Source organism: Ferruginibacter sp. SUN106 (assembly GCF_050611765.1).
Lineage (GTDB): Bacteria > Bacteroidota > Bacteroidia > Chitinophagales > Chitinophagaceae > Ferruginibacter.
On record NZ_JBODJC010000003.1, the window covers coordinates 785,188 to 808,352 of the forward strand.

20 protein-coding genes are annotated in these 23,165 nt (G+C 37.4%); 12 read left to right on the forward strand and 8 right to left on the reverse strand.

The window, feature by feature from the left end; all coding sequences use genetic code 11:
- Positions 1-159: 159 nt before the first annotated feature.
- The 6 genes from ACQ334_RS14895 (at position 160) to ACQ334_RS14920 (ending at position 4,358) form a co-directional block, all read left to right on the forward strand.
- Positions 160-918, forward strand: coding sequence for a DUF3291 domain-containing protein (locus tag ACQ334_RS14895; protein WP_430989034.1), 759 nt, complete (start codon positions 160-162; stop codon positions 916-918).
- A gap of 85 nt (positions 919-1,003) precedes the next feature.
- Positions 1,004-1,612, forward strand: coding sequence for a DUF1684 domain-containing protein (locus tag ACQ334_RS14900; protein ID WP_430989035.1), 609 nt, complete (start codon positions 1,004-1,006; stop codon positions 1,610-1,612).
- Positions 1,613-1,633: 21 nt separating this feature from the next.
- On the forward strand, positions 1,634-2,143 hold the full coding sequence (locus tag ACQ334_RS14905) for a hypothetical protein (protein WP_430989036.1): 510 nt from the start codon (positions 1,634-1,636) through the stop codon (positions 2,141-2,143).
- Entirely contained in the window at positions 2,140-2,661 is a 522-nt protein-coding gene (locus ACQ334_RS14910) for a hypothetical protein (protein WP_430989037.1), read from the forward strand. The genes ACQ334_RS14905 and ACQ334_RS14910 overlap by 4 nt, the downstream gene beginning before the upstream one ends.
- Positions 2,639-3,355 (forward strand): metallophosphoesterase, encoded by a 717-nt coding sequence (locus ACQ334_RS14915; protein WP_430989038.1) that lies wholly within the window; start codon positions 2,639-2,641, stop codon positions 3,353-3,355. Before ACQ334_RS14910 ends, ACQ334_RS14915 begins: the two co-directional genes overlap by 23 nt.
- A gap of 25 nt (positions 3,356-3,380) precedes the next feature.
- Positions 3,381-4,358, forward strand: a complete 978-nt coding sequence (locus ACQ334_RS14920; protein ID WP_430989039.1) for an SRPBCC family protein — start codon at positions 3,381-3,383, stop codon at positions 4,356-4,358.
- Positions 4,359-4,413: 55 nt separating this feature from the next.
- Here ACQ334_RS14920 and ACQ334_RS14925 read toward each other — a convergent pair whose 3' ends face one another.
- Both ACQ334_RS14925 and glgB read right to left on the reverse strand, forming a co-directional pair.
- Positions 4,414-5,436: a tetratricopeptide repeat protein gene (locus ACQ334_RS14925; protein ID WP_430989040.1), complete on the reverse strand. Its 1,023-nt coding sequence runs from the start codon at positions 5,434-5,436 to the stop codon at positions 4,414-4,416.
- A gap of 26 nt (positions 5,437-5,462) precedes the next feature.
- Positions 5,463-7,460, reverse strand: a complete 1,998-nt coding sequence (glgB, locus tag ACQ334_RS14930; RefSeq protein ID WP_430989041.1) for a 1,4-alpha-glucan branching protein GlgB — start codon at positions 7,458-7,460, stop codon at positions 5,463-5,465.
- A 152-nt stretch (positions 7,461-7,612) separates the two neighbouring features.
- Between glgB and ACQ334_RS14935 the strand changes: the two genes are divergently transcribed.
- Together ACQ334_RS14935 and ACQ334_RS14940 are read left to right on the forward strand one after the other, a co-directional pair.
- Entirely contained in the window at positions 7,613-10,411 is a 2,799-nt protein-coding gene (locus ACQ334_RS14935) for an outer membrane beta-barrel protein (RefSeq protein ID WP_430989042.1), read from the forward strand.
- A 2-nt stretch (positions 10,412-10,413) separates the two neighbouring features.
- Positions 10,414-11,178: a GLPGLI family protein gene (locus tag ACQ334_RS14940; protein ID WP_430989043.1), complete on the forward strand. Its 765-nt coding sequence runs from the start codon at positions 10,414-10,416 to the stop codon at positions 11,176-11,178.
- Between the two features lie 54 nt (positions 11,179-11,232).
- Here the strand turns inward: ACQ334_RS14940 and ACQ334_RS14945 are convergent, their stop codons facing one another.
- The 5 genes from ACQ334_RS14945 to ACQ334_RS14965 all read right to left on the reverse strand — a co-directional run bounded on the left by ACQ334_RS14945 (position 11,233) and on the right by ACQ334_RS14965 (position 17,714).
- Positions 11,233-13,098, reverse strand: a complete 1,866-nt coding sequence (locus ACQ334_RS14945; protein WP_430989044.1) for an alpha-amylase family glycosyl hydrolase — start codon at positions 13,096-13,098, stop codon at positions 11,233-11,235.
- Positions 13,098-14,432, reverse strand: a complete 1,335-nt coding sequence (locus ACQ334_RS14950) for an MFS transporter (RefSeq protein WP_430989045.1) — start codon at positions 14,430-14,432, stop codon at positions 13,098-13,100. Before ACQ334_RS14950 ends, ACQ334_RS14945 begins: the two co-directional genes overlap by 1 nt.
- 122 nt (positions 14,433-14,554) lie before the next feature.
- Positions 14,555-15,832 carry a glucose-1-phosphate adenylyltransferase gene (locus tag ACQ334_RS14955; RefSeq protein WP_430989046.1) on the reverse strand — a complete coding sequence of 426 codons (1,278 nt, stop codon included), beginning with the start codon at positions 15,830-15,832 and terminating at the stop codon, positions 14,555-14,557.
- 50 nt (positions 15,833-15,882) lie between these two features.
- Entirely contained in the window at positions 15,883-16,140 is a 258-nt protein-coding gene (locus tag ACQ334_RS14960) for a four helix bundle protein (protein WP_430989286.1), read from the reverse strand.
- A gap of 155 nt (positions 16,141-16,295) precedes the next feature.
- Entirely contained in the window at positions 16,296-17,714 is a 1,419-nt protein-coding gene (locus tag ACQ334_RS14965; RefSeq protein ID WP_430989047.1) for a glycogen synthase, read from the reverse strand.
- Positions 17,715-17,912: 198 nt separating this feature from the next.
- Between ACQ334_RS14965 and ACQ334_RS14970 the strand changes: the two genes are divergently transcribed.
- The 3 genes from ACQ334_RS14970 to ACQ334_RS14980 all read left to right on the forward strand — a co-directional run bounded on the left by ACQ334_RS14970 (position 17,913) and on the right by ACQ334_RS14980 (position 21,442).
- On the forward strand, positions 17,913-19,409 hold the full coding sequence (locus ACQ334_RS14970) for an MFS transporter (RefSeq protein WP_430989048.1): 1,497 nt from the start codon (positions 17,913-17,915) through the stop codon (positions 19,407-19,409).
- A 175-nt stretch (positions 19,410-19,584) separates the two neighbouring features.
- Complete coding sequence (locus ACQ334_RS14975) at positions 19,585-20,550, forward strand: ROK family protein (RefSeq protein ID WP_430989049.1); 966 nt, start codon at positions 19,585-19,587, stop codon at positions 20,548-20,550.
- A gap of 70 nt (positions 20,551-20,620) precedes the next feature.
- Complete coding sequence (locus tag ACQ334_RS14980) at positions 20,621-21,442, forward strand: hypothetical protein (protein ID WP_430989050.1); 822 nt, start codon at positions 20,621-20,623, stop codon at positions 21,440-21,442.
- Here the strand turns inward: ACQ334_RS14980 and ACQ334_RS14985 are convergent.
- Entirely contained in the window at positions 21,417-22,433 is a 1,017-nt protein-coding gene (locus ACQ334_RS14985) for a phosphodiester glycosidase family protein (protein WP_430989051.1), read from the reverse strand. The genes ACQ334_RS14980 and ACQ334_RS14985 overlap by 26 nt on opposite strands.
- A 148-nt stretch (positions 22,434-22,581) precedes the next feature.
- Here ACQ334_RS14985 and ACQ334_RS14990 point away from each other — a divergent pair, with 148 nt between their 5' ends.
- Positions 22,582-23,154 (forward strand): hypothetical protein, encoded by a 573-nt coding sequence (locus ACQ334_RS14990; RefSeq protein ID WP_430989052.1) that lies wholly within the window; start codon positions 22,582-22,584, stop codon positions 23,152-23,154.
- The last annotated feature ends 11 nt before the right edge of the window (positions 23,155-23,165 follow it).

Here is a 23,165-nt window from a genome sequence, read left to right on the forward strand (position 1 = left end):
TCACTCTTGCTTAATACATTGGCCGTTGAAAATTCAACGGCTTTTTATTGTACTAAATGAAAAGCCCCCCGAAAAATCAGGGGGCTGTTTCTTAACTAAAAGCACAAACAAACTAAGATTAGGGTAAAATCAGTGTATACTTATTAATAACGCAAAAGTTTGGAGTATATTGCATTTGTAATTGATATGACAACCACACTCACAATAATCAGGTACCGCAAACGCTTTGTCTTTTTTGCCTTTCTGGCCATGGTATTTTTTCGTTTTCCTTTATGGTTTAATAAAAGAAGCCGTTTTTGGAAATTAATGGGCAGTGGCAAAAACGGCACATTTGATAAAAAGCCCGACTTTCAGCAATGGGCTATCCTCTCTGTATCTAACATAAGATTTAAAGAAGTACAATTAAAGCATTATAAACCAGACCTGTTATTAAGAAAACTGTACGGGCCGTTTATAAGTGGCTGGATAAACCTGTTTAACTGCGAAACCATTACTTACCTGCTCGATTCAATTGAAGGGCACGGCTTGTGGGACGGGAAACAGGTATTTGGCGACCTGCCCAATAAATCTGATTATGAAGGCCAGATCGCTATACTCACAAGGGCAACTATTCGCCTGTCACGCCTGAAAGAATTCTGGAAAAATGTAGACGGTGTTGCTTCTAAAATGAATGGAGCCAATGGCTTTATTACTTCATATGGTATAGGTGAAATTCCCTGGGTAAAGCAAGCTACGTTTAGCGTTTGGGAAAGTAAGGCGTCTATGAAAGCGTTTGCCTATCAAAGTAAAGAACACCAGGAAGTAATACAAAAGACCCGTAAAGAAGACTGGTATAGCGAAGATATGTTTGTACGTTTTAAAATTACCGGCTGTGTAGGCACAGTTAACGGCTCCAATCCCTTAAAAGGAATATTGTAATTTTGGATACCACGGCTATCTGCTGAAACCAGATCAGAATCAGAAAAGATAACCTGTAATGATCCTTAAAAAATACTGCAACATAATGAGACTTATTTATAGCACCCTGATACTTTTTTTTATTTCATTCGCCGGCACAGCGCAAAAAAGAAATGCCTATCCCGATTCTATCGTCGCTTATCAAAAAAATTACACTACAACACATGAAGTGGTAAAAGGGAATGATAAAAAATTCTTCCGCTTCTTTCCTGCCGATAAAAAGTTTTTAGTACAATGCCGCTTTCAGAGATCAACTGATAGCAGCGTTGTAAGAATGAACACTTCCGGCAAAACCATTCCTCAAAAGGATTATTTCCGTTATGGTAAATTAATTTTCAAACTGCATGATACTGCATTGCAGTTAACCGTTTATCAATCCAGGTCATTAAGGCAAAATCCGCAATACAAAGATTATTTATTTATCCCTTTTACTGATATTACTACAGGTGAAGAAACTTATGGCAGCGGCCGTTATATCGACATTTTAACTACTGATATCAAAAACAATACAGTAACTATAGATTTTAATAAAGCTTACAATCCTTATTGCGCTTACAGCGAGGGCTACAACTGCCCTATCCCGCCGGCAGAGAATTATTTACCCGTTGCAGTTAAGGCCGGCGAAAAAACTTTTGCCAAACCAGTTGCACATTAAAGTAAACCGGCTATTTTTTACATGCAATACCAAAAAACTTTCAGGCATTATCTTTCGCTGGTATTATTATTTACGCCTGCCTTGCTTTTTGGTGTTTTACTTTTTTTATTCAGAAAGGAACCTGCACTCAGCACCAGTTCTCAATTTCCCTTTTTGCCATGGCAGTTTTTTGTGATCGCATTTTTCGGGATCATTGCCACCATTGGCGGCGTATTAGACTGGCAATTCCACCGGGATCCTTTACAATTAAAGATCCCTAAAAAAGAAAGAGATGCAGAGGCAAAGGCTTTGGGCCTTGGCGGCCTTCCGATGTTTGTTATAATGTGGATAGCTATGTTAAGTACTAAACCTGCAAATTTTCTTATCCCGATTTTAGTAGTGCTTATTTATACAGTGGCAGCCATTTGCTATGATGAATTTGTTTTCCATATCAAAAGGTGTGGCAGAAAGGAAACTATTTATCACAGGATGTTGGTTTTTGGTAATGGCATTGCATGGCTGGCATGGTTTCATTTTATTTATTACAAATGAAGTACAGGCAATTATTAGCGCAAAGTAAAATTTGCCTGGATAAAAACCCAGTTTACGTTGATGCTCCTGTCAACATTCATATATTTTCATCAGGGGCAAAATGGATGGCTGACCAATTAAATACAACTGCCACAAAACCTTTTGACAACACTATAAATTTTGGATTGTACGGTACTTTAAAATATGGTGTTTGCATACTGGCATTTATTGCCGCAGTTTTTTTATTATGGCACATCAATATTTTTTTGCTGCCGCTGGCGGTATTGGTATTTTATTTTTTTGAAGTACACTTTTTATTTTTGTTTCCTTTGTTGCTTGATAACATACAACAACCGCTGCTTAAAAGTATCAGCCTTAGTTACACCGTCGGAATAATTAGGTGTATGACAATAGTTATTCCAATCAGTATTTTTATGCTGGCTGGCTTACTGAATATAAAAAGCCCCTTTAAAAACTGGCATACCGGAAGCCTTGCAATTTTAATCTGGTATAAAAATGATATTAGAAACCGGCTATAACAGTTCTTTCGAGATCCGTCACGAGCAATACAGTATTTCATCCGGTGTAAATTTTACTGTACTCTACCTTTCTGATTTTCATTTCAACAAATTCAGCGCACCTGTTACACAAAAAATAATTACAACAGTAAATGAATTGCGCCCTGATATTATCCTTTTAGGTGGTGATTATGTAGATACCAAAAAAGGTTTGGTATATTTAAATATATTATTGCAATCATTTGCACAGCATAAAAATGTTTTTGCCGTAGCTGGCAATCATGATTATTATTTCGGGCTAAACAAAATAAAAGAAACTATGACCAGCAATGCTATCAACTGGATTGAAAAAGATACGATACGCTTTAAATTGAACAACCATTCCATACAGATTGATGGCAACAAACCTTGTATCAAAAAAAGCGATGCTGATTTTGCTATTTTATGTTTGCACAAACCTATCAACATAAAAAACTTTGCCAGCAATTACCATTTAAGCTTTGCAGGACATTTGCATGGCGGCCAGTTTGTTTTTTGGCAAACATCAAAAGGGCTTTATCCGGGTAAATTATTTTATAAATGGAATATACTTAAAGCAACAATTGCCGGCTGTGCTTATTTTATCAGCAAAGGTTTAGGTGATACATTACCGGTAAGGTTTAATTGCCCCAAAGACATGATATTTGTACAGGTAAATAATAATACCCTGTTGTAATTTTTTTTAAATAAATTTTTAAATTATGCGACCCGTTTTTTCCATTACTCTCGCTGCCGTTTATGCGCTTACTATACGCTTATTATTTGGTTTTTTTGGTGAGATCACGGGCATTATGAGTATTGGCCTGCTGGTACTTTCGCCATTTGTTGTTGGGTACCTTACTGTGATACTTTTACCTAAGCGTAAAATCCTTAGCCAATCCGCTGCTTTTTTTCTACCCTGGCTTACCAGCCTCCTGATACTTGTAGTTACTATTTTCCTGGATATTGAAGGCAGTATTTGCTGGATCATGATATTCCCGCTTTTTGCAATTTTTGCCGGTTTAGGCGGTTTAATAGCACAGGGCAGGAGAAAACGTAAATCGGATATAGAAGACCTTGAAAATTACGACGAATGGACCAAGCCCGATAGTTTAAAAATATCAGTGCTTATCCTTTTTCCTTTTGTATTTGGCATTGTGGAAGGCGACCGCTCTTTAAGCAAAAAAGAAATGGTGATCACTAAATCGGTTGTGATTAATGCTACACCCGCTGCAGTGTGGAAAGCATTGGGCTCAATAAATGAAATTGCCGCTGCGGAAAAACATGCTTCCTTTTCAGGCATGCTGGGTTTTCCTTCTCATTTACGTACAACTTTAGATACGCTTGCAGTAGGCGGCACAAGAATGGCATATTATGAAAAGGGTTTGTACTTTACTGAAACCATCCGCAAATGTGAACCAGAAAAATTACTGGTACTGGATATTAAAACAGATCCCCTGAAAATTCCACCAACAGTAATGGACGAACATATTGTAATTGGCGGCAAACATGTGGATATATTGCAGGACGTTTACACGCTGGAACAATTGCCTGATGGTACTTCCCGTTTAACTTTATCCAGTCGTTTTTTTATTAACACCCCATTCAACTGGTATGCCGGCATCTGGGCTGATTATTTAATGAGTGATATATTACATGAAGAATTGAACCTTATAAAGGCAAGAGCTGCAAAACTATAACCTTAAGATCTTTATGCTGTAAATGTAACGAAATATAATTTCAATATACCTGGTTTTACAATCCTGCTCCCATCATCGATTGCTGATGTTTCATCTTATTTAAAGAGGGGTCTAACTCAATGGCTTTATCGCACATGGCCTGGCCTTTATCTTTTTGTCCTTTTTTTTGAAAACACATACCTGCCTGGTATAAGGCTTTGGCATCTTTCATATCCAGTTCCATCAGCTTCTGGCAGAACTCTAATGATTTGTCGTACAATTTCTGATCGTAATAAGCTTGCGCAATATCCCTTAAAATATCTTTGTTACCCGGTTTTTTTGCCATGATATCCAGCAAAATTTTTTCACCTTTTTCAAACTCACCTGCATAGATATACGAATAACCCAGGTTCTCATTAAAATCGTTGCTTTGCGGAAAACCATTGGCAGCCGCTTTATTAAAAGCTATTATAGCACTTTTAAAATTATTATTGTTGTAATAGAGTAATCCCAGTTCATGCAGCCACACATTTTTGGAAGTATCTAAAAGAACAGCTTTCTCGTAATAAGTAATGGCCTTCTTTTCCATTTCCATTTCCAGGTAAGTGCGCCCAAGTGTATACATTACTTCTGCATCATTTGGCGTTTTGGTAATCAGTGGCAATAAAGCTTTTTCTGCCTTGGCATAATCTTCCTGCTGAAAGTAACTGATGGCAATTACTTTGTCGGCATTGGCACAGTCTTTACATTTTTGTGCATAGGTTACTGCTTTTGCATATTGACGGTAACTGAAATACAAATTCATCAATTCATTTATAGCCACATTGTTTTCCGGTTCCAGTTCGTTGGCATTTGTAAAATTGGTAATGGCTGCATCTGTTTTCCTCATTTCGAGGTTTGCATATCCATTATCGATATAAGCTGCGGTATACCTGGCATTAAACTTAATTGCTTTATCAAAATTTTTAGAAGCTGCTAGATACCTTTGGGCTGTTTTTTCTTCCACGCCCTTTTGATAAAAATAAGTTGCGCTGTCGGTAGTTTGAGAAAATGATTGTAAAGAGGATAACAATACAATAGTTGTTAGTGCGTTTTTCATATTAAGTTTAATCAAAAATTATTCCACTATTTCAATACTACTGCTGCTAACGCAGGAAGATGCACATTTATTTCATACAACCCGGTCTTTTTATCCACTAAATGTAATCCTATTTCGGGGTTGTAGGTATCCCCTGTTCCCCAGTACTTTTTACTGTCACTGTTAAATATTTCTTTCCACTCCGATTTGCCATGTACATTGATCTTCCAGTTGGTACGTACCACCGGTGTCATATTCAGTATTACCAGCACATCATCCTTCTTTTTCTTCCCTTTACGGCGGAATACGATCACCGATTCCTGCCGGTGATTCAGGTCAATCCATTCAAAACCGGCTGCATCAAATTGCAGTTCGTGCAAAGCCGGTTCGTTTTTATATAAATGGCACAGGTCTTTTACACATTCCTTCATCATACGGTGTGGATCAAATTGCAACAGTTCCCAATCCAGTTCGCTCTTATAATTCCATTCTGTGGTTTGTGCAAATTCGTTCCCCATAAACAACAATTTTGCTCCTGGGTGCATAAACATATAAGCATACAACAAACGAAGGTTCGCAAATTTTTGCCATTCATCTCCCGGCATTTTATATATCATCGGGCTTTTGCCATGTACTACTTCATCGTGGCTTAGCGGCAGCATAAAATTTTCATCAAAATAATACATCATGCTAAAGGTGAACTTATTCTGATGATGCGGCCTGAACAAAGGATCGAACTTAAAATAATCCAGTGTATCATGCATCCAGCCCATCATCCATTTCATACCAAAACCTAAACCACCTTCAGTAGTGGGTTTACTTATTTTTGGCCAATCGGTGGCTTCTTCTGCAATAGTCTGCACATCCGGAAAATCCCTGTAAATGGTTTCATTAAGATGTTTGATAAATTCTATGGCTTCGATGTTACCATTGCTGCCAAAAATATTGGGCTCCCACTCCCCTTCTTTCCTGGAATAATCCAATCGCAAAATTGAACTCACGGCGTCTACCCTTATACCATCAATATGAAATTTGTCAAACCAATATCTTGCCCCGCTTATTAAAAATGATTTTACTTCACCCCTGCTGTAATTAAAAATATAGCTGTTCCAGTCGGGATGAAAACCTTTACGCATATCAGCATACTCGTAAGTATGTGTACCATCAAACATAAACAACCCGTGTGCATCATAAGGAAAATGAGAAGGTACCCAATCCAATATCACACCAATATCTGCCTGGTGAAAAGCGTTTACCATTGCCATAAAATCTTCGGGTGTGCCAAAACGTGATGTAGGCGCAAAATAACCCGTACCCTGGTACCCCCAGCTACCATCAAAAGGATGTTCCATCACGGGCATTAATTCCACGTGTGTAAACCCCATCTCTTTTACATAAGGCACCAGGCGTGCAGTTATCTGTTCGTAACTGTTTAAACTTTCTTCGTCATTTTTTACCGGCCGCATCCAGCTGGCTAAATTCACTTCATATACACTCCATGCCGAATTAAGGGAATTATTTTTCTTTCTTTTTTTCATCCACGCAGCATCAGTCCAGTTATCGGCCATATTCCAGGCAATAGATGCGGTATTTGGCCTTACTTCCCAATAGTTGGCATAAGGATCACCTTTATCTAATTGTACACCCTTGTACCCGATAATGCGGTATTTATAGGCTTGCCCCTTTTTATAGTGAGGGATAAATCCCTCCCAGATACCGGAACTATCGAGGCGCACAAATAACTGATGTGCAACCGGGTTCCATTCATTAAAATCGCCAATTACACTTACCAATGTGGCATTAGGTGCCCAAACGGAAAAGTAAAATCCATCTGTATTCAATACATTACAATGATGGCTGCCGAATTTAGTATAGGCATTATATAATGTACCGTTTTGATAGTTTCGGATATCCTCGTCTGTAAACAAGGAATAATTCCACACTGGTTTTGTACTGTCTACAAAGTGCTTTTCCTCGTATTTGGTTACTCTTTCCACTTTTTTTGTTGTTTTCTTTTTTGCCGCTGATGATTGTGATGTTGCCATTTATGGAAATAGGTTGATAATGAATCCCTGATATAACGATTTTTGCTTTAACGTAAATTTAAGATTTGTAATCAAGGAAATTACAATTATTATTACGACCTTTAACTAAGAATTTAGTTATCGCCATAAAAAACAAAACCCATTCCCTGTTTATGCTCAAACTACCTGCACTGCTTATTGGCTTACTTTGCCTTTCAGCAGCCACTTTTGGTCAAACTATTACTGTATCCGGTAGTTTGAAGGACAATACCGAAAAAAAATCTGTAAAAAATGCCGTTGTCGCACTGGTAAGACAAAAAGATTCTGTTTTGTATAAATTTACCAGAACCGACGCAGAAGGAAATTTTGCCATTAAAAATGTAAAGCCCGGCAATTACACTTTATTAACCACTCACCCCTTGTACGCCGATTATGTAGACAGTCTTACTATTAAAGACGCTGAAACGAAGCTCGGCAGCATCGGCCTTATCAATAAAAGCAAATTATTGCAGGAAGTAATTGTAAAAAGCGGAAGCCCTATCCGCATAAAAGGTGATACTACTATATATACAGCCGATAGTTTTAAAGTAAAAGATGGTGCCAGTGTAGAAGAGCTGCTACGTAAAATGCCTGGCTTCCAGGTGGGAAAAGACGGACAACTTAAAGCACAGGGTGAAACCGTAAAAAATGTATTGGTAGATGGCGAGGAATTTTTTGGAAGCGATCCAGGTATGGCTTTAAAAAACCTGCAGGCAAATACTGTACAGGAAGTGCAGGTGTATGATAAAAAAAGCGACCAGGCAACTTTTACCGGTATTGATGATGGAATAAAAGAAAAAACGGTGAACCTGAAATTAAAAAACAGTAAAAAACAAGGGTATTTTGGCAAGATAGAAGCAGGCGGTGGATTACCCGATAACTACAGCAACAGTGCTATGCTGAATGCTTTTAAAGATAAAAGAAAACTGAGTGCCTTTGGTTTTATGAGTAATACCGGCAAAACTGATCTTGGCTGGCAGGATTCCGAAAAATTTGGTGGCGGAGAAATGGATGGTATGGTAAGTGGTATGGACGATGATGGCAATACCTGGTATAGTTATAACAGTAACAATAATAATAATGGTATACCCAAAAACTGGAATGGCGGTATTCACTACAGCAATAAATACATGGGCGACAGCCTTAACATCAATGGCAGTTACCGTTATGCAAAAGTGTATACTCCCGGCGGTACACAAACATTCAGTAAGACTTATTTACCTGATACCAGTTGGTTAAATAACAGCAGGTCAACTTCTTTTAACAACAGCCAGAAACATACGATGAACTTTACGCTGGAACGTAAATTAGATAGTAATAACACCATCAAATTTGTGAACAGGGGCGGCATCAGCCATACCGAATCCAGCAGTAATTATTACGAAGAAAGTTTAACCAATCAAAACAATTTTATTAATAACAGCACCCGTAAAACCAGTACTAAGAGCGATGCACAAAATTACCAGGGTACATTAAGCTGGAATCATAAATTTAAAAAAGCCAGGCGTACCTTTTCTGCCAATGCCGATGTTAATATTAATAATACTGATAGTAAAACATTTTTATACTCCCTTAATAATTATTACAAAGGGTCTGTAATATCGCAAAGAGATACTACTGACCAGGAAACGATAAACAAAGCCGATTCAAAAACATTTACTGCTAACATGGCTTATACTGAGCCGCTGAATAAATATTTATCATTGGGTATCAATTCCAGTACTGCTATTAACAATAGCAGCAACAACAGAGATGTGATGAAAAATGATGGCGTTGGTAATTATGCCAACAGAGTAGATTCATTAAGTAATAATTTTGATTACAATCGTTTTGTGCAACGTAATGGATTATCATTAAGAATAGTAAAAAAGAAATTCCAGGGTGGCATTGGAGCTGCTCTGGCCTTTAATAGTTTTAAACAAAATAATATTTCCAAAGGCATTAAACAGAATTATGATTTTACTACGTTCTTTCCCAATGCCAATTTCAACATTAAAATGAAAGGCAATAAAAACTTACGGTTGAATTATAACGGGAATGCGCAGGCTCCTTCACTACAACAATTACAACCTTTAACTGATAACAGCAACCCATTAAGTGTGGTAATTGGCAACCCCGACCTGAAACAATCTTTTACCAATAACTTTTCCGGAGGATTGCAATGGTATAAACCGCTCAGTGATAATGCGCTTTGGAGTTATTTTAGTTATAGTACTACCAGCAATGCATTTTCACAATACAACCGTATTGATTCGTTAGGCCGCAATGTTTACCAGACTGTAAATGTAAATGGCAATAAAAATTTTAATTTAAATGCTGATTATAATTTTTCTGTAGGTAAAGGCAAGAAAAAAATTGGTTTAGGTTTCGGGCCTAATATAGAATTTAACCGGAACATAGATTTTGTAAACGGTATAAAAAACATCAATAATAGCACTACCTACAGTATGAGTATCAGCATGAATAAATATGTAGAGAATAAATTTGATTTTTATGTTTCGCCGAGAGTAGCTTACAGCCGTTCCACTTCTTCCATTAACAGCAGCAGTAATACTAACTTCTGGATGTTTACCGGCTGGGCACAAGGTTCAATATATTTAAAGAAGAACCTTTCGATAAATACCAACGCTAATTTTAATTTCCGACAGAAAGATCCAAGGTTCCCTCAAAATAATAACTATACCAAATGGAATGCGGACATAAAAAAGTATGTGTACAAAAAAGAGATCAGCGTTAAGCTCGGCCTTAATGATATACTTAACCAAAACCGTGGTTACGAAAGAAATTTCAGTACCTATAAATTTACAGAGAGTTATTATAATACACTTAAAAGATATTGGTTAGTGACCCTTACATGGGAATTTACTCACAATAAAAAACAAGCTGCTGCAGCTGCCCCGGCTCCTGCTACTGCTCAACCTATAATAAAATAATTATGAAAAAGATATTATTTTTTACTGCTGCTCTGCTCACTGTTTTTAGTTTTACGAGTAACGCACAGCAGTTTATTGATAAAGCCACTATTGAGTTCCAGGTTACAGTTAATAACCATAAAAGCTTTGATGCTTGGTTCGATAACAATGAAAATGAAACCAGCTGGCAGGAAAATTACAAAAGTAATGTGGCTAAATACACCATATCGTATTACGATTACACTTTTAGCAACAACAAAAGCATTTACACTTTTAACCACCTCGACGAAAAAAATAAAACCCAAAGGGATAATGATGTGTATTACGAAGGCAATACCTGGTATTATGATTTTAATGCCGGCACCAGTGCCTTCAACAGGAATTTCTGGGGAGATGATTTTAATTTCACCGATAGCATAAAAGAAATCAACTGGAAACTTGTACCCACCGAAAGCCGCATAATTGCAGGCTTCAATTGCAGAAAAGCATACACAGTGTTATTTGACAGCGTTTATGTATTTGCGTTTTATACTGATGAAATAACCATCAGCGGTGGGCCCGTGGGCATGCATGGTTTACCGGGTATGATACTAGGTGTAACCGTACCCCGTATGTACAGCAGCTGGGTAGCTACCAAAGTAAATGTTGCAGGTGTTGATGAAAGCAAAATAGTTAACCCTGCCGGTAAAAAAAGCAAGACCAAAGATGAAATGCTGAAAAAATTCATGAAAAAAGCCGAAGAGGATGGCAAGTGGATGCAGCGGAATATCTGGAATTTATTTTTATAAAAAAAGCCGTCCCCAACTTGTTGGGGACGGCTTTTTTATATCCTTATTGCTACATTATTTCAACAACTCTAACACAACTGTCTGGTAAGTTCCCAAATTAAACTCCTTTAGTTCGCTTTCGGTTTTAGTAAGTACGTCTTTATATTTTGTAAAGCCGGTTGTTCTTTCTGCAAATTTTTCAAAAGAAATCTTCTTGTCGGTTTTACTGGTATTCATTACTATCATTACTGTTTGTTTATTGTCGTAGCGGAAATAAACGTATACACCATCTTCGGGAACATACTGCATCATTTTTCCTGTGGTTAATGCAGAAGAAGTTTTGCGAAAGTTTGCTAATGTTGCCAGGTGTTGATAAATAGCCTGGTCGGTTTGTGTTCTGCCTGCAATAGTAAATTTATTAATCGCATCATTCTTCCAGCCACCGGGGAAATCTAACCGTACATAACCATCATTAGGGCTGGTAGTTCCGGTTGTGGCAAGTTCATCACCATAATAGGTTTGCGGAATACCCCTGCTGGTTAACAACCATGACAATGAAGACTTGTATTTATCAAGATTCTCTCCCACTACAGAATAGAATCTGGCCATATCATGATTGTCTAAAAAGATAACATTACGTGTTGGATCTTTGTACACGAAATCCTGTGCCAGGGTAGTGTACAAATTATTTACCCCATCCGTCCAGCCAAAATCTTTTGTCATTGCATCGGTTATACCCCACAATGTTTGAAAATCTGTACAAGCCTGTAAATTGCTTTTAAAAGGAATATTGTAATTGTTTTGTACAAAATAACTTTGATTTGGCACACCATGATACCAGGTTTCGCCAAAAATAGTAAGCTGCGGATATTCATCCATTAATGCTTTATTGCAACGGTTCATAAATTCTAAATCGTTGTAGGCATAAGTATCAATACGCCAGCCATCAATACCAAAATTTTCTACCGTCCAGATTGCATGTTCAATTAAAAAATTAGCTACGTAAGGATTGTTTTGATTTAGATCGGGCATTTGTTTAGTAAACCATCCGTCGGTCATTTGCTTCACATCTTTTTTACTGGCATAGGGATCAAAAATCACCTGGTCCTTATAAGTGGTGTTGGTATAAGTATCCCATTGATGTAACCAGTCTTTCATAGGCTGATCCTGTACAGTAATATGATATAAGCCAACATGATTGTACACCGCATCCTGTATGATCTTCATACCTTTTGCATGCGTGGCATCAATTAATTCCTGGTAAGCTTTTTCTCCTCCTAATCTTCTGTCGATGGTATAATGATCGGTAAAAGCGTAGCCATGTTCTGTGCGATTGGGCATATCATTTTCTAAAACTGGGTTTAACCATATGGTAGTTACACCTAGTTGTTCTAAATAATCAAGATGATTTTGTATGCCTTTAAAATCGCCACCATGACGATTGAAAACAGTATCTCTTCGTAATGACTGATCCCTCATACCTGGAATCCTGTCATTACTTTCATCGCCATTACTGAAACGATCAGGCAGAATGAGATAAATAAAATCTTTAGATGTAACACCTTGTGCAAAATCTTTACCCAAATTTTTACGCCTTGGTTTTAATTCATACTCCAGCGTAATATCTTTTACAAACGGGAAAGTAAATTTGCATGGTTTTGCAGTAGCATCAATAACTAAATCTAAAAAAACATAGTTGGGATTTTCAACACGATTAATAGCCACCAGGTTTACACCTTTTGCCAGCTTTGTACCTTTAGGCCCCATTTTTATCATAGGAAAATGATCGGCTATTTTATCGCCGTGTATCATCACCTGTATCTTATTCATCTTCATGCCCACCCACCAGTTGGTGGGGTAAAATTTATAGGCATCATTCGATTGACCGAAACTGAATGCAGCAACACATATGCAACAGATAGTAAATAAAATCTTTTTCATTAATCACTTTTTTTTTCCTCTTTTATAAAAAAGTAACAAATGGCAGATGCAATGATCATCAGCACGCCACCAGAAGTTACCGCCGAAAGCATATTGTTATTAAAAACGTATTTCATCAGACTGGGATAAATAAATACCGCAATGATCTCCGGCAATACAATAAAAAAATTGAATATCCCCATGTAAATTCCCACTTTGCCTTTTGGCAATACTCCACTAAGCATGGCGTAGGGCATGCTCAAAATACTTGCCCATGCAATACCTACTCCCGTCATGCTGCCATATAAAAAATATTTATTGCTAACGAATGAAACACTGATTAAACCAACTGCACCAGCTAAAAGACAAATACTATGTGTTAGCCTTCTTCCTAATTTATTGGCAATGAAAGGAAGGATAAAGGAAAAACAAAAAGTTACAATACTGTAATAGGCTAAAGTGAGCCCTGCAAAATCTTTCCCGTCTCCAAAAGCCTGGTCGGTATTACTGGTGGCACCGAATATTTTATACGCTACACAAAGGGAATAATAAAACCACATTAAAAATAAGCCTGGCCAAGTAAAAAATTGCACCAATGAAATGATCTTCATTTTTTGTGGCATATTTTTTATAGCAGAAAATATTTCGGAGACGCCACTTCCGCTGTGCTTTTTTTCTTCCAGTTCTTCTGCAGTAGGTGGATATTCTTTTGTAGTTATTACTGAATACAACACTGCAGCTAAAAAGAAGAAAGCTCCTATGTAAAATGAAAACTTGACATTTTCAGCTATCACTCCTTTTACACTCATATTATTGACACTAAAAACATTTCTCAAAACCCACGGCAAAGATGAAGCTACTGTGCCGCCCAGCCCGATCATTAACCCTTGCATTACAAAACCTCTGTTTACCTGGCTATCTGGTAATTTATCCACTACATAAGCACGGAAAGGTTCCATCGCCACGTTCCCGAAAACATCCAATACCCATAATAAACCTGCGGCCATCCACAAAGCACTGCTATGCGGCATAATCAATAAAGCAATAGAACTTAATAATGCCCCAAGCAAAAAGTAAGGCCTTCTCCTGCCCCAGGTAGGATGCCAGGTGCGATCACTTAAATAACCAATCAAAGGTTGAACTATTAAACCTGTTAGAGGCGCTGCTAAAAACAAATAGGGAATCTTATCGGCATCTGCGCCAAGATTATCATAAATTACCCCCATATTAGCTCTCTGTAAATCCCACCCAAACTGGATTCCAAAAAAACCAACGCTCATATTAATGATCTCTGATAAGGGAAGTTTAGGTTTGATTCCTTTATAAAGGCCTTCACCTGGGGTGTTTATAGACATAGCAATCGTTTAATTTTTATCGTTAATTGTGTACAAAATACACATTATTTAAATTACCACAAAAAAAACATTCGCTGGGGGGCGAATGTTTTGATATGGTACTCATCTTTTTTATTGTAACTCTATATTACAAAACCGTCGGGTAAAACCGCTCCTTTTTTCAACACCACAATACCATCTTTTACCACGTACAAAGAATGATCGGCATCGGGTAAATGCGGCCCCCCATTGATACGCACATCATTACCTATACGACAGTTTTTATCAATGATCACATTTTTGATATAGCACCTGTCTCCGATGCCCAGTTTTGGCATGCTCCGTTCCGCATTATGAGTTATTTCGGCAAGTGTTTCGTAATAATCGCTACCCATCATATAACAACTTACAATGGTACTGCCCTGGCCAATGCGGCTGCGGATACCCACCACACTATTCTCAACACGGCTGGCATTGATAATGCAACCTTCTGCAATTAATGTACGCTCCAGCGTGGTGCCACTTATTTTTGCAGGTGGCAGCATACGTGCCCTGCTGTATACCACATTCTTATTATCAAATAAATTGAATAAAGGAATTTCTAAGGTTAATGCAAGATTGGCTTCAAAGAAAGAATAGATATTCCCGATATCTGTCCAGTACCCTTCATACTGGTAACTGATCACTTTATGTTTATCAATAGAAGATGGAATGATCTCTTTACCAAAATCAGTGGCATCTTTTTTATCTTTTTCTAAAAGGTCGAATAACAATTTTCTGTTGAAAATATAAATCCCCATCGATGCCAGGTAATTACGGCCCTGGTATTGCATATCTGCACCGGTATCGCTTACCCATTCCGGTAATAGTTCTTTTTTAGGCTTTTCTATAAACGAAGTGATCAGGTTTTCTTCATTGGCTTTAAGAATACCAAATTCAGGCGCTTCTCTTTCTCCAACAGGAATGGTAGCAATGGTGATATCAGCGCCCTGAGCAGCATGATTATCGATCATAGCGCCAAAATCCATTTGGTATAACTGGTCACCACTTAAAATCAATACATATTCAAAATCGTTGTTACCAATATGTTTTAAAGATTGACGCACCGCATCGGCAGTTCCCTGGAACCAGCCTAAACTATCCGGCGTTTGCTCAGCTGCAAGGATATCCACAAAGCCTTTGCTGAATGCACTGAACTGGTAGGTATTCTTGATATGCTTGTTCAGCGAAGCAGAATTGTATTGCGTTAATACAAACATCCTGTTGATGCTGGAATTAATACAATTGGAAATGGGAATATCCACCAAACGGTATTTACCTGCAATTGGTACAGCAGGTTTACTACGTGTTGAGGTTAAAGGGTAAAGGCGGGAGCCGGCACCACCTCCAAGAATAACTGCGACTACAGATTTAGCGTCCATAACTATAATTAATTAATAATGAAATAAAGAATAATTAATAATGAAATACACTACCTGGATTTGGATGTTTTAATACTTGCAGTTAACATCTTTACCAACTCAATGCAATCGTTATTAAGAGAATTAAACATTTTGGTTTGAAGGTAATCAGTTTTATGCAATAATCTTAACCAATACCTTGTCTCGTTTGCTTCTTTCAACGAAATAGTAAGTTTGCCAGTGAAATCTTTTTTTGAACTTCCATATTCACTTTCCATAATCAACGCTCCAATGGCTGTTCCACTTCTTACTATTTGTTTTGAAAGAATGTATTCGCCAAATTCTTTTTTTTAATATTGGTGCAATCTTACAATTCTAACGGCAAAATCAAAGCTCTTGTCAGCTAAAACATTAGTCTTCATAAATTAGAATTTTGGTAATGAAATTAAGGAATTAATCATTATTCATTAACCAATTATTCATTCTACAAAATTGCCTCGTACAACTGAATATACCGTCCTGCACTAACTTCCCATCCATTATCTATCTGCATCATTTTTTTTCTTAATGCGGTCATTTTCTTCTTATCACCATACAATTCCGTAGCCCTGTAGATAGAATACGTAATATCTCCTACAGTAGCATCATTAAATCGTATACCAAAGCCTCCCGGATCACCAAAATCTGTTACCGTATCTTTCAGGCCTCCCGTACTTCTCACCACGGGCATGGTACCATAACGCAATGCATACATCTGATTAAGGCCGCAAGGCTCTACCCTGCTGGGCATTAATAAAAAATCTGCGCCGGCATACATTTGATGCGCCAGCTTTTCATTATATCCAATCTGGGAGTTATAAAAACCCATCAAACTGCTACGCATGTTTTCTAAATGGTACTCTACTACCGGATCGCCACTGCCCAGGATAAGAAAATTCATCCGGCCATTAATATGATACACCGAATCATTAATCGCTTGTGGCAATAACTCTGCCGCCTTTTCTCCCACCAATCTTCCAATAAAAATAAACAGCGGCTTTTCTATATCCAATCCAAAATCATCGCACAGTTTTTTCTTATTTAGTTTTTTTCCTGCCTCCACATCTTTTACCGAAAAATTATCCAGTATATAAGTATCTGTTGCAGGATCCCAAACAGCATTATCAATGCCATTTAAAATGCCCACACATTTCCCCTTCTCATATTCAAACAAACTTTCTAATCCGTTGGCATTAAATTTTAACTCTTCCATGTAACTCGGGCTAACTGTGGTTACTCTCATAGCACATTTAATTCCTGATGCTAATGGATTGATCGTATCATCCCAATCCAGTTTACCCCATTGAAAACTATCATAGGCGGGCAAATAGTTGTATTTGTCCCAACCCATCCAGCCCTGGTATTGGGCATTATGAATAGTGAGTACTGTTGGTATTGTTGCCAGATGACGATAAGCAAAACAATGCTGCATCATAAAAGGAATAAGCCCTGTATGATGATCATGTACATGCACCACATCCGGGTGATGTTGCCACCTGCTTACCCAATCTACTACAGCAATCTGAAAAGCAGTATACCTTTCGGAATCATCATCATAACCATAAATCTTTTCCCGGTTAAAAATGCCGAATATATCCACGCAATACAAATCAAAGCCCAGTTTGTTTGTTCTTTCTTTAATAATAGTATAATCAAAGTAATACTGCCCCATTACAAAAGAGCCCTTGTGTACGGTATCCCATTCATTTTCCAGCAAGAACTTGGTACGGTGCATAGGCATCACCACTTTGGCAATATGTCCCAGGTCATTTTGATATTTAGGTAATGCGCCGGCCACATCTGCAAGGCCGCCGGCTTTGGCGTAAGGGTAACATTCTGCTGTTACGTGAAGTATTTCCATCATTAGCAATTGAATAATCTTATTACAATTTAGGAACTTTTGATTGATTTATCCAAATAATAAAAATAATAATCTACTATTTGATTGCTACTATTTTATCCAGATAGATTACACAAAATGTAAAGTATGTATTTATAACACAATGAAAATTTTTCTCCGTCGCCAAATTATTCTATTTTCAACCACTCAAAACAAAACGATATGCCAACTGAACAAAAAGATTTGATTACACCTGCAGCAATTACAGATACCAGCAAAACAAAATGGAGCCAGTTTGGCACTCTTGTCAGCGTATTTTTCTTCTGGGGATTTGTTGCTGCCAGCAATGATGTGCTGATTCCTGTATTTAAAGAAAAACTGCACCTTAACCAGGTGAAAGCGCAAATGGTATCCTTTGCATTTTATGTAGCATATTCTGTTGGTGCCCTGATTTATTTTGGTATCAGTAAAATGTTGAAGCAAGATCTGCTGAATAAGATCGGTTATAAAAATGGCATCAGCATAGGTTTGATCATTTCTGCAATTGGTACATTATTATTTATACCAGCAGCAAGTACAGAATCTTTTCCTTTATTTATTTCTGGCTTATTTATTATTGGCTTAGGATTTTCTTTACAACAAACAGCGGCAAATCCGCTAGCGATTAATATGGGCAGTGCCAGTACCGGTTCGCAACGCTTAAGCATGGCTGGTGGAGTAAATAATTTTGGTACCACCATTGGCCCATTGATTGTTAAACTGGCCATCTTTGGAACGGTTTCAACCGTAATGGTAAGTTCTTTAAGTTCTGTAAAAACACCTTACTTAATTTTAGGTGCGGCTTTTTTAATAGTAGCTGCAATATTTTATTTTTCTGCAGTACCCAATCAATTAGTTAGTAATACCGAAGAATTAGCGGAATCAAAATCTACATGGATTGACAGAGGTTCTCCATTTAAATATCCACAATTAGTATTGGGCATGCTGGCCATTTTTGTATACGTAGGTGTGGAAGTAAGTACGGCTGCTAACCTGCCGGAATTTATGAAACAAAAATTAGGCACACCAACAAGTGGCACTGCACCTTATATTTCTTTGTTTTGGGCAAGTTTAATGATTGGCCGCTGGACATCATCTGCAGGTGCATTTGGTTTTTCTGAAGGCACTAAAAAAGTATTACAGTTTTTAATGCCCTATTTAGCTTTTGGTGTTTACTTATTAGTTAATGCTATTGCAAAAACCGATATGCAGCCTTTTTATGTTTATGCCCTGGTTATTATAGCCTTAATTGCTGCCAATTTTTTAAGTATGGGTAACCCTGCAAGGCAATTACTGATTTTCAGCATATGCGGAATCATTGCTTTACTGGTAGCTATTTTTTCTCCTGATTATAATATCAGTGTTTGGGCCATTTGCAGCGTAGGTTTATTTTGTTCTACATTATGGCCTTGTATTTTTACTTTAGCAATTTCTGGTTTGGGAAAACATACCAGCGAAGGCTCTAACTTTTTAATTTTCATGATTTGTGGTGGCGGTGTAATTAGTGTGCTGCAAGGTTATTTATCTGCTGATCATATTTTAGGCATCAGCTTCTCGTATTTTGTAGGGATAGCCTGCTTTGCATATTTAGCCTACTATGCCATAAAATCTAAAAGCGATCTTAAAGGCCAGGGCATTGACCTTGATGAGCTAAGTAAAGTAAAAGGTGGTGGGCACTAAGGTTCTGTTAATTATTAAGTAACGCATAAAGAAGTCAAGTCTTTAAGACTTGACTTCTTTTGATAAGCAAACTTGATTAATATAACCTGTGACATATTTTGAAATAAAAATTATTATTTATTCATAACTTTATCAGTCCCTCAAATTTTTGGGGACTGATTTTTAAATTTGCTATATGCCTACAGCTTTAGAACAATTAGTAATAGGAATTGATATTGGTGGTACCGGTACCAAGTTTGGTATTGTAGACCGTGATGGAAATGTTTTATTCAGCAGTGAGATATCCACTAAAAAACATGCAACGGTTGAAAGTTTTATTGATGATTTATACATTGCACTTTCCGAATTAATTGAACGCTCCGGCGGAAGAGGGCGCATTAAAGGCATTGGTGTTGGTGCACCCAACGGTAATTTTTATACCGGCACCATTGAATACGCTCCTAACCTTCCATGGAAAGGCATTATTGCGTTAGCAGAATTATTAGAAGCGAAATTTAAACTCCCGGTTACCTTAACCAACGATGCCAATGCCGCTGCCATTGGAGAAATGATGTATGGTGCTGCTAAAGGCATGAAGGATTTTATCATGATCACTTTGGGCACCGGTGTGGGCAGTGGTATTGTTGCCAACGGCCAATTAATTTATGGACATGATGGCTTTGCCGGCGAATTAGGGCATACCATTGTGATACCCGACGGACGTTTTCATAAAGGCACAGGAAAAAAAGGCCCGCTGGAAGCTTATGCCTCGGCAACGGGTGTACGATTAACAGCCATTGAATTGTTAGCGAAATCAACTGAGCCCAGTTTGCTGAGGGATGTGCCTGAAGACCAGTTAGATTCTAAAGCTGTTTATGAAGCCGCTATACAAGGGGATAAAGTGGCGTTGGAAATTTTTGAATTTACCGGAAAAATACTGGGCCTTTCATTAGCCAATGCAATAATGTTCAGCAGCCCCGAAGCCATTGTTTTATTTGGTGGTTTAACCAAGGCCGGCGATTTAATTTTAAAACCTACCAAACAACATATGGAAGAGAACCTGATACAGGTGTTCCAGAACAAAGTGAAAATTCTGGTGAGCCATTTAAAAGAATCTGATGCGGCGATATTGGGGGCCAGTGCGTTGGCTTGGGAGAAGTAAAAGAAATTACTGATACACTTTAATGAAGATCATACAGCTTAGATTTTTTCTTCTACTGATTTTTATTACGTTGGCAAAATCATCGTTCTGCCAGGCAGATAATACATTTTACATTTTAGATACTGCTGATTCAAAATACTATAATCAGCGTTTTTACGACTATTACAATGATTCGGTTATAAGAGCTAAAGTTTTTTACAATGGCGACGAATCTAAAATTCATTACGAATTTATAAGAGTAAACATTAACAAGTATTATTGTATTGAGTATACAGCTGATGGCAAAAAAATAAATGAAGGTATTGCAATAAAAGATAGTCATCCCTTCGATTCTTTACCCATCAATATTTATGACTCCAATGGTAACAATTTTGCAACTAAGTATTCCAGGAGCTTTAAATTTACCAAAGACGAATTCTGGTATGAGAATATTGACAGCTTGAGTAGCTATAATTATGGCAAATACAAAAATGGCATCAGAGATAGTATTTGGCAGATAGTTAAAGACTGGAATATCGAATCCGAGGTTTACTACAACAATGGTAAATTGATCAAGGAAGAAAAAGTAAATCTTGCAGGAACAGGTGATATAAAAATCAAAAAGTTATTGGAAAGAAAGTGGAATTTGTATGATGGTTTTCATTCAGATACTTTACGGTTTTTACCCGGTGAAATTTTAAAAGCCGACATGCAGTATCTGCAATTCAATAACAATGGAACATTAACAGGACGCATTTATGGAGGAGTAGAAATAAGCCCCATTATCAAAGGCAGTTGGGAATTAACTGATAACAATAAAAAAATAAAACTGGTTATCAAAGGCAAGCCTGGCATTGCAAAAATTATATACATCAGTAAATACGGACTTACTTTCTCTTTTGAGGAACTTTAATTACAAACACTGCCGGCACCGGACGCTCCCCTACTTTATCACTGGGTGTTATCGTTTCTTTTCCATTAATGAGCATACAACTGCTACCGCCCCCATCTAAGTTTAATGCTTCTGTACAGCCAAGGTCTTTTAATAATTGTGCTTCCTGCGTAAGTGTAGCACCTTCTGCAATACCGGGAAATCTTCCTTGTATCACCATTACAATCAAACGGCCATCGTTTGTATAACCCATACAGGTTCGGGGATGTTTATCTTCAATGGCTTTGCCGGTGAATTTTAATTCTTCTTCATTGGTAATTTTTATTTCACCGTTTTGTAATAGTACAGGGCCTCCGCCAACAGCGGTTTTCATTTTCCACTTTTTCAAATAAGTATTAAATTTGTCTCCGTGCCTGGCTGCTGCTTCATTTGATACCCAAATAACATTTTTAGAATCAAAGTAAGCAGGAAATGATAGAGATGAGTCTTTGTATGACGGCACTACCAATTGCCGTGCATACGCAACCAATTTCAGAGAATCTGTATACAACCACGCCACATCAACATTCCTTTTTTTATCAATCCCAATAGCGCTTCCTAAAGGATGCTTATATTGAAAAGTATCTTTCCCTTTCATTGGAATGGTATGCGTATTAAAAGCAGCCATCTTTCCATCTTTAATTACCACATTCAAACTGCGGTTGGTTTCATAGCTAAAGAAAGTACAATTGACAACCAGCAAGGGTTGCTTGTTCTTTGCATAAAATTGTAATGGCGTTATTCGCCTGTCATGCGATGTATCTGCAGTAAAACTTAAATGCTTGTCTTTCAATTTTGCTTCTGCATAATAAGCAATGCATGGTTTACCATCTAAACTGTCAGTGGATTTGTATACATGAAAATTATCAGGCAATAGCTGAAACGCACTGTCTACATTTACCCATTTCTGCTGTGCTGACAACATAGTAGCATTGAACAAAAAGAATAACAATACAATAAAAACCTTTTTCATTTTTATAGATGGTTTTAAGAATATATCAATTCACTCCTCCTTTTCTCCAACTCACTCCATTTTGGTATAACTGCGAAATTAATCACAGTACAATTGCAGTATAAAAATACCATTTAACCAACTTATCTAACAATTAAAATTAAAAGTCATGAAACTTAAAACAACCTCACTTGTACTGGCATTAAGCCTTTTTGTTGCAGTAGCAAATGCTCAAACTAATGCACCCGAAGGTTATACCAAAGCAACCGTTACGCTGGCCAATGGCACTTTGCAACCAGGATTTATAAAAGATAATATTAAAAAGTCTGCTTCTGTAATTTTTACAGATGAAAGCGGCAGCAATAAAAAAGTATACGAAGGCAGCGATATCAATGGCATAACAATCGATGCTATCAGCTTTATCTGCATCAATGGCGATTTTTTCAAAACCATCTGCACCGGTAAACTTTGTTTTTTACAAAAAGCAAGTAATGCTTCAGGCAAAGCATCTTACAATGGTACAGAAGCTGTGTTTAATAATGGTACCGAAGGAAAAATTGGCGACTACTTTGTTTATGCCGATAAAAAATTAAAACTGATCAATAAAAAAACTGTTGAGTCCTTCATCAGCAATGACCTTACCGGTTGCAGTACAGCTATTGAAAAAGCAAAAACTATTAATGGCGATATATCCAAATTGCAGGAAGCAGTTGATATTTATAACAGCTATTCCGTAAAATAATTTTTAACCAA

Bases quoted from the DNA above. Each gene is read 5' to 3' on its own strand.
- ACQ334_RS14900 (WP_430989035.1), top strand. From the start codon at position 1,004: ATGAGACTTATTTATAGCACCCTGATACTTTTTTTTATTTCATTCGCC.
- ACQ334_RS14905 (WP_430989036.1), top strand. From the start codon at position 1,634: ATGCAATACCAAAAAACTTTCAGGCATTATCTTTCGCTGGTATTATTA.
- ACQ334_RS14910 (WP_430989037.1), top strand. From the start codon at position 2,140: ATGAAGTACAGGCAATTATTAGCGCAAAGTAAAATTTGCCTGGATAAA.
- ACQ334_RS14915 (WP_430989038.1), top strand. From the start codon at position 2,639: ATGATATTAGAAACCGGCTATAACAGTTCTTTCGAGATCCGTCACGAG.
- ACQ334_RS14920 (WP_430989039.1), top strand. From the start codon at position 3,381: ATGCGACCCGTTTTTTCCATTACTCTCGCTGCCGTTTATGCGCTTACT.
- ACQ334_RS14925 (WP_430989040.1), bottom strand. From the start codon at position 5,436: ATGAAAAACGCACTAACAACTATTGTATTGTTATCCTCTTTACAATCA.
- glgB (WP_430989041.1), bottom strand. From the start codon at position 7,460: ATGGCAACATCACAATCATCAGCGGCAAAAAAGAAAACAACAAAAAAA.
- ACQ334_RS14935 (WP_430989042.1), top strand. From the start codon at position 7,613: ATGCTCAAACTACCTGCACTGCTTATTGGCTTACTTTGCCTTTCAGCA.
- ACQ334_RS14940 (WP_430989043.1), top strand. From the start codon at position 10,414: ATGAAAAAGATATTATTTTTTACTGCTGCTCTGCTCACTGTTTTTAGT.
- ACQ334_RS14945 (WP_430989044.1), bottom strand. From the start codon at position 13,098: ATGAAAAAGATTTTATTTACTATCTGTTGCATATGTGTTGCTGCATTC.
- ACQ334_RS14950 (WP_430989045.1), bottom strand. From the start codon at position 14,432: ATGTCTATAAACACCCCAGGTGAAGGCCTTTATAAAGGAATCAAACCT.
- ACQ334_RS14955 (WP_430989046.1), bottom strand. From the start codon at position 15,832: ATGGACGCTAAATCTGTAGTCGCAGTTATTCTTGGAGGTGGTGCCGGC.
- ACQ334_RS14965 (WP_430989047.1), bottom strand. From the start codon at position 17,714: ATGATGGAAATACTTCACGTAACAGCAGAATGTTACCCTTACGCCAAA.
- ACQ334_RS14970 (WP_430989048.1), top strand. From the start codon at position 17,913: ATGCCAACTGAACAAAAAGATTTGATTACACCTGCAGCAATTACAGAT.
- ACQ334_RS14975 (WP_430989049.1), top strand. From the start codon at position 19,585: ATGCCTACAGCTTTAGAACAATTAGTAATAGGAATTGATATTGGTGGT.
- ACQ334_RS14985 (WP_430989051.1), bottom strand. From the start codon at position 22,433: ATGAAAAAGGTTTTTATTGTATTGTTATTCTTTTTGTTCAATGCTACT.
- ACQ334_RS14990 (WP_430989052.1), top strand. From the start codon at position 22,582: ATGAAACTTAAAACAACCTCACTTGTACTGGCATTAAGCCTTTTTGTT.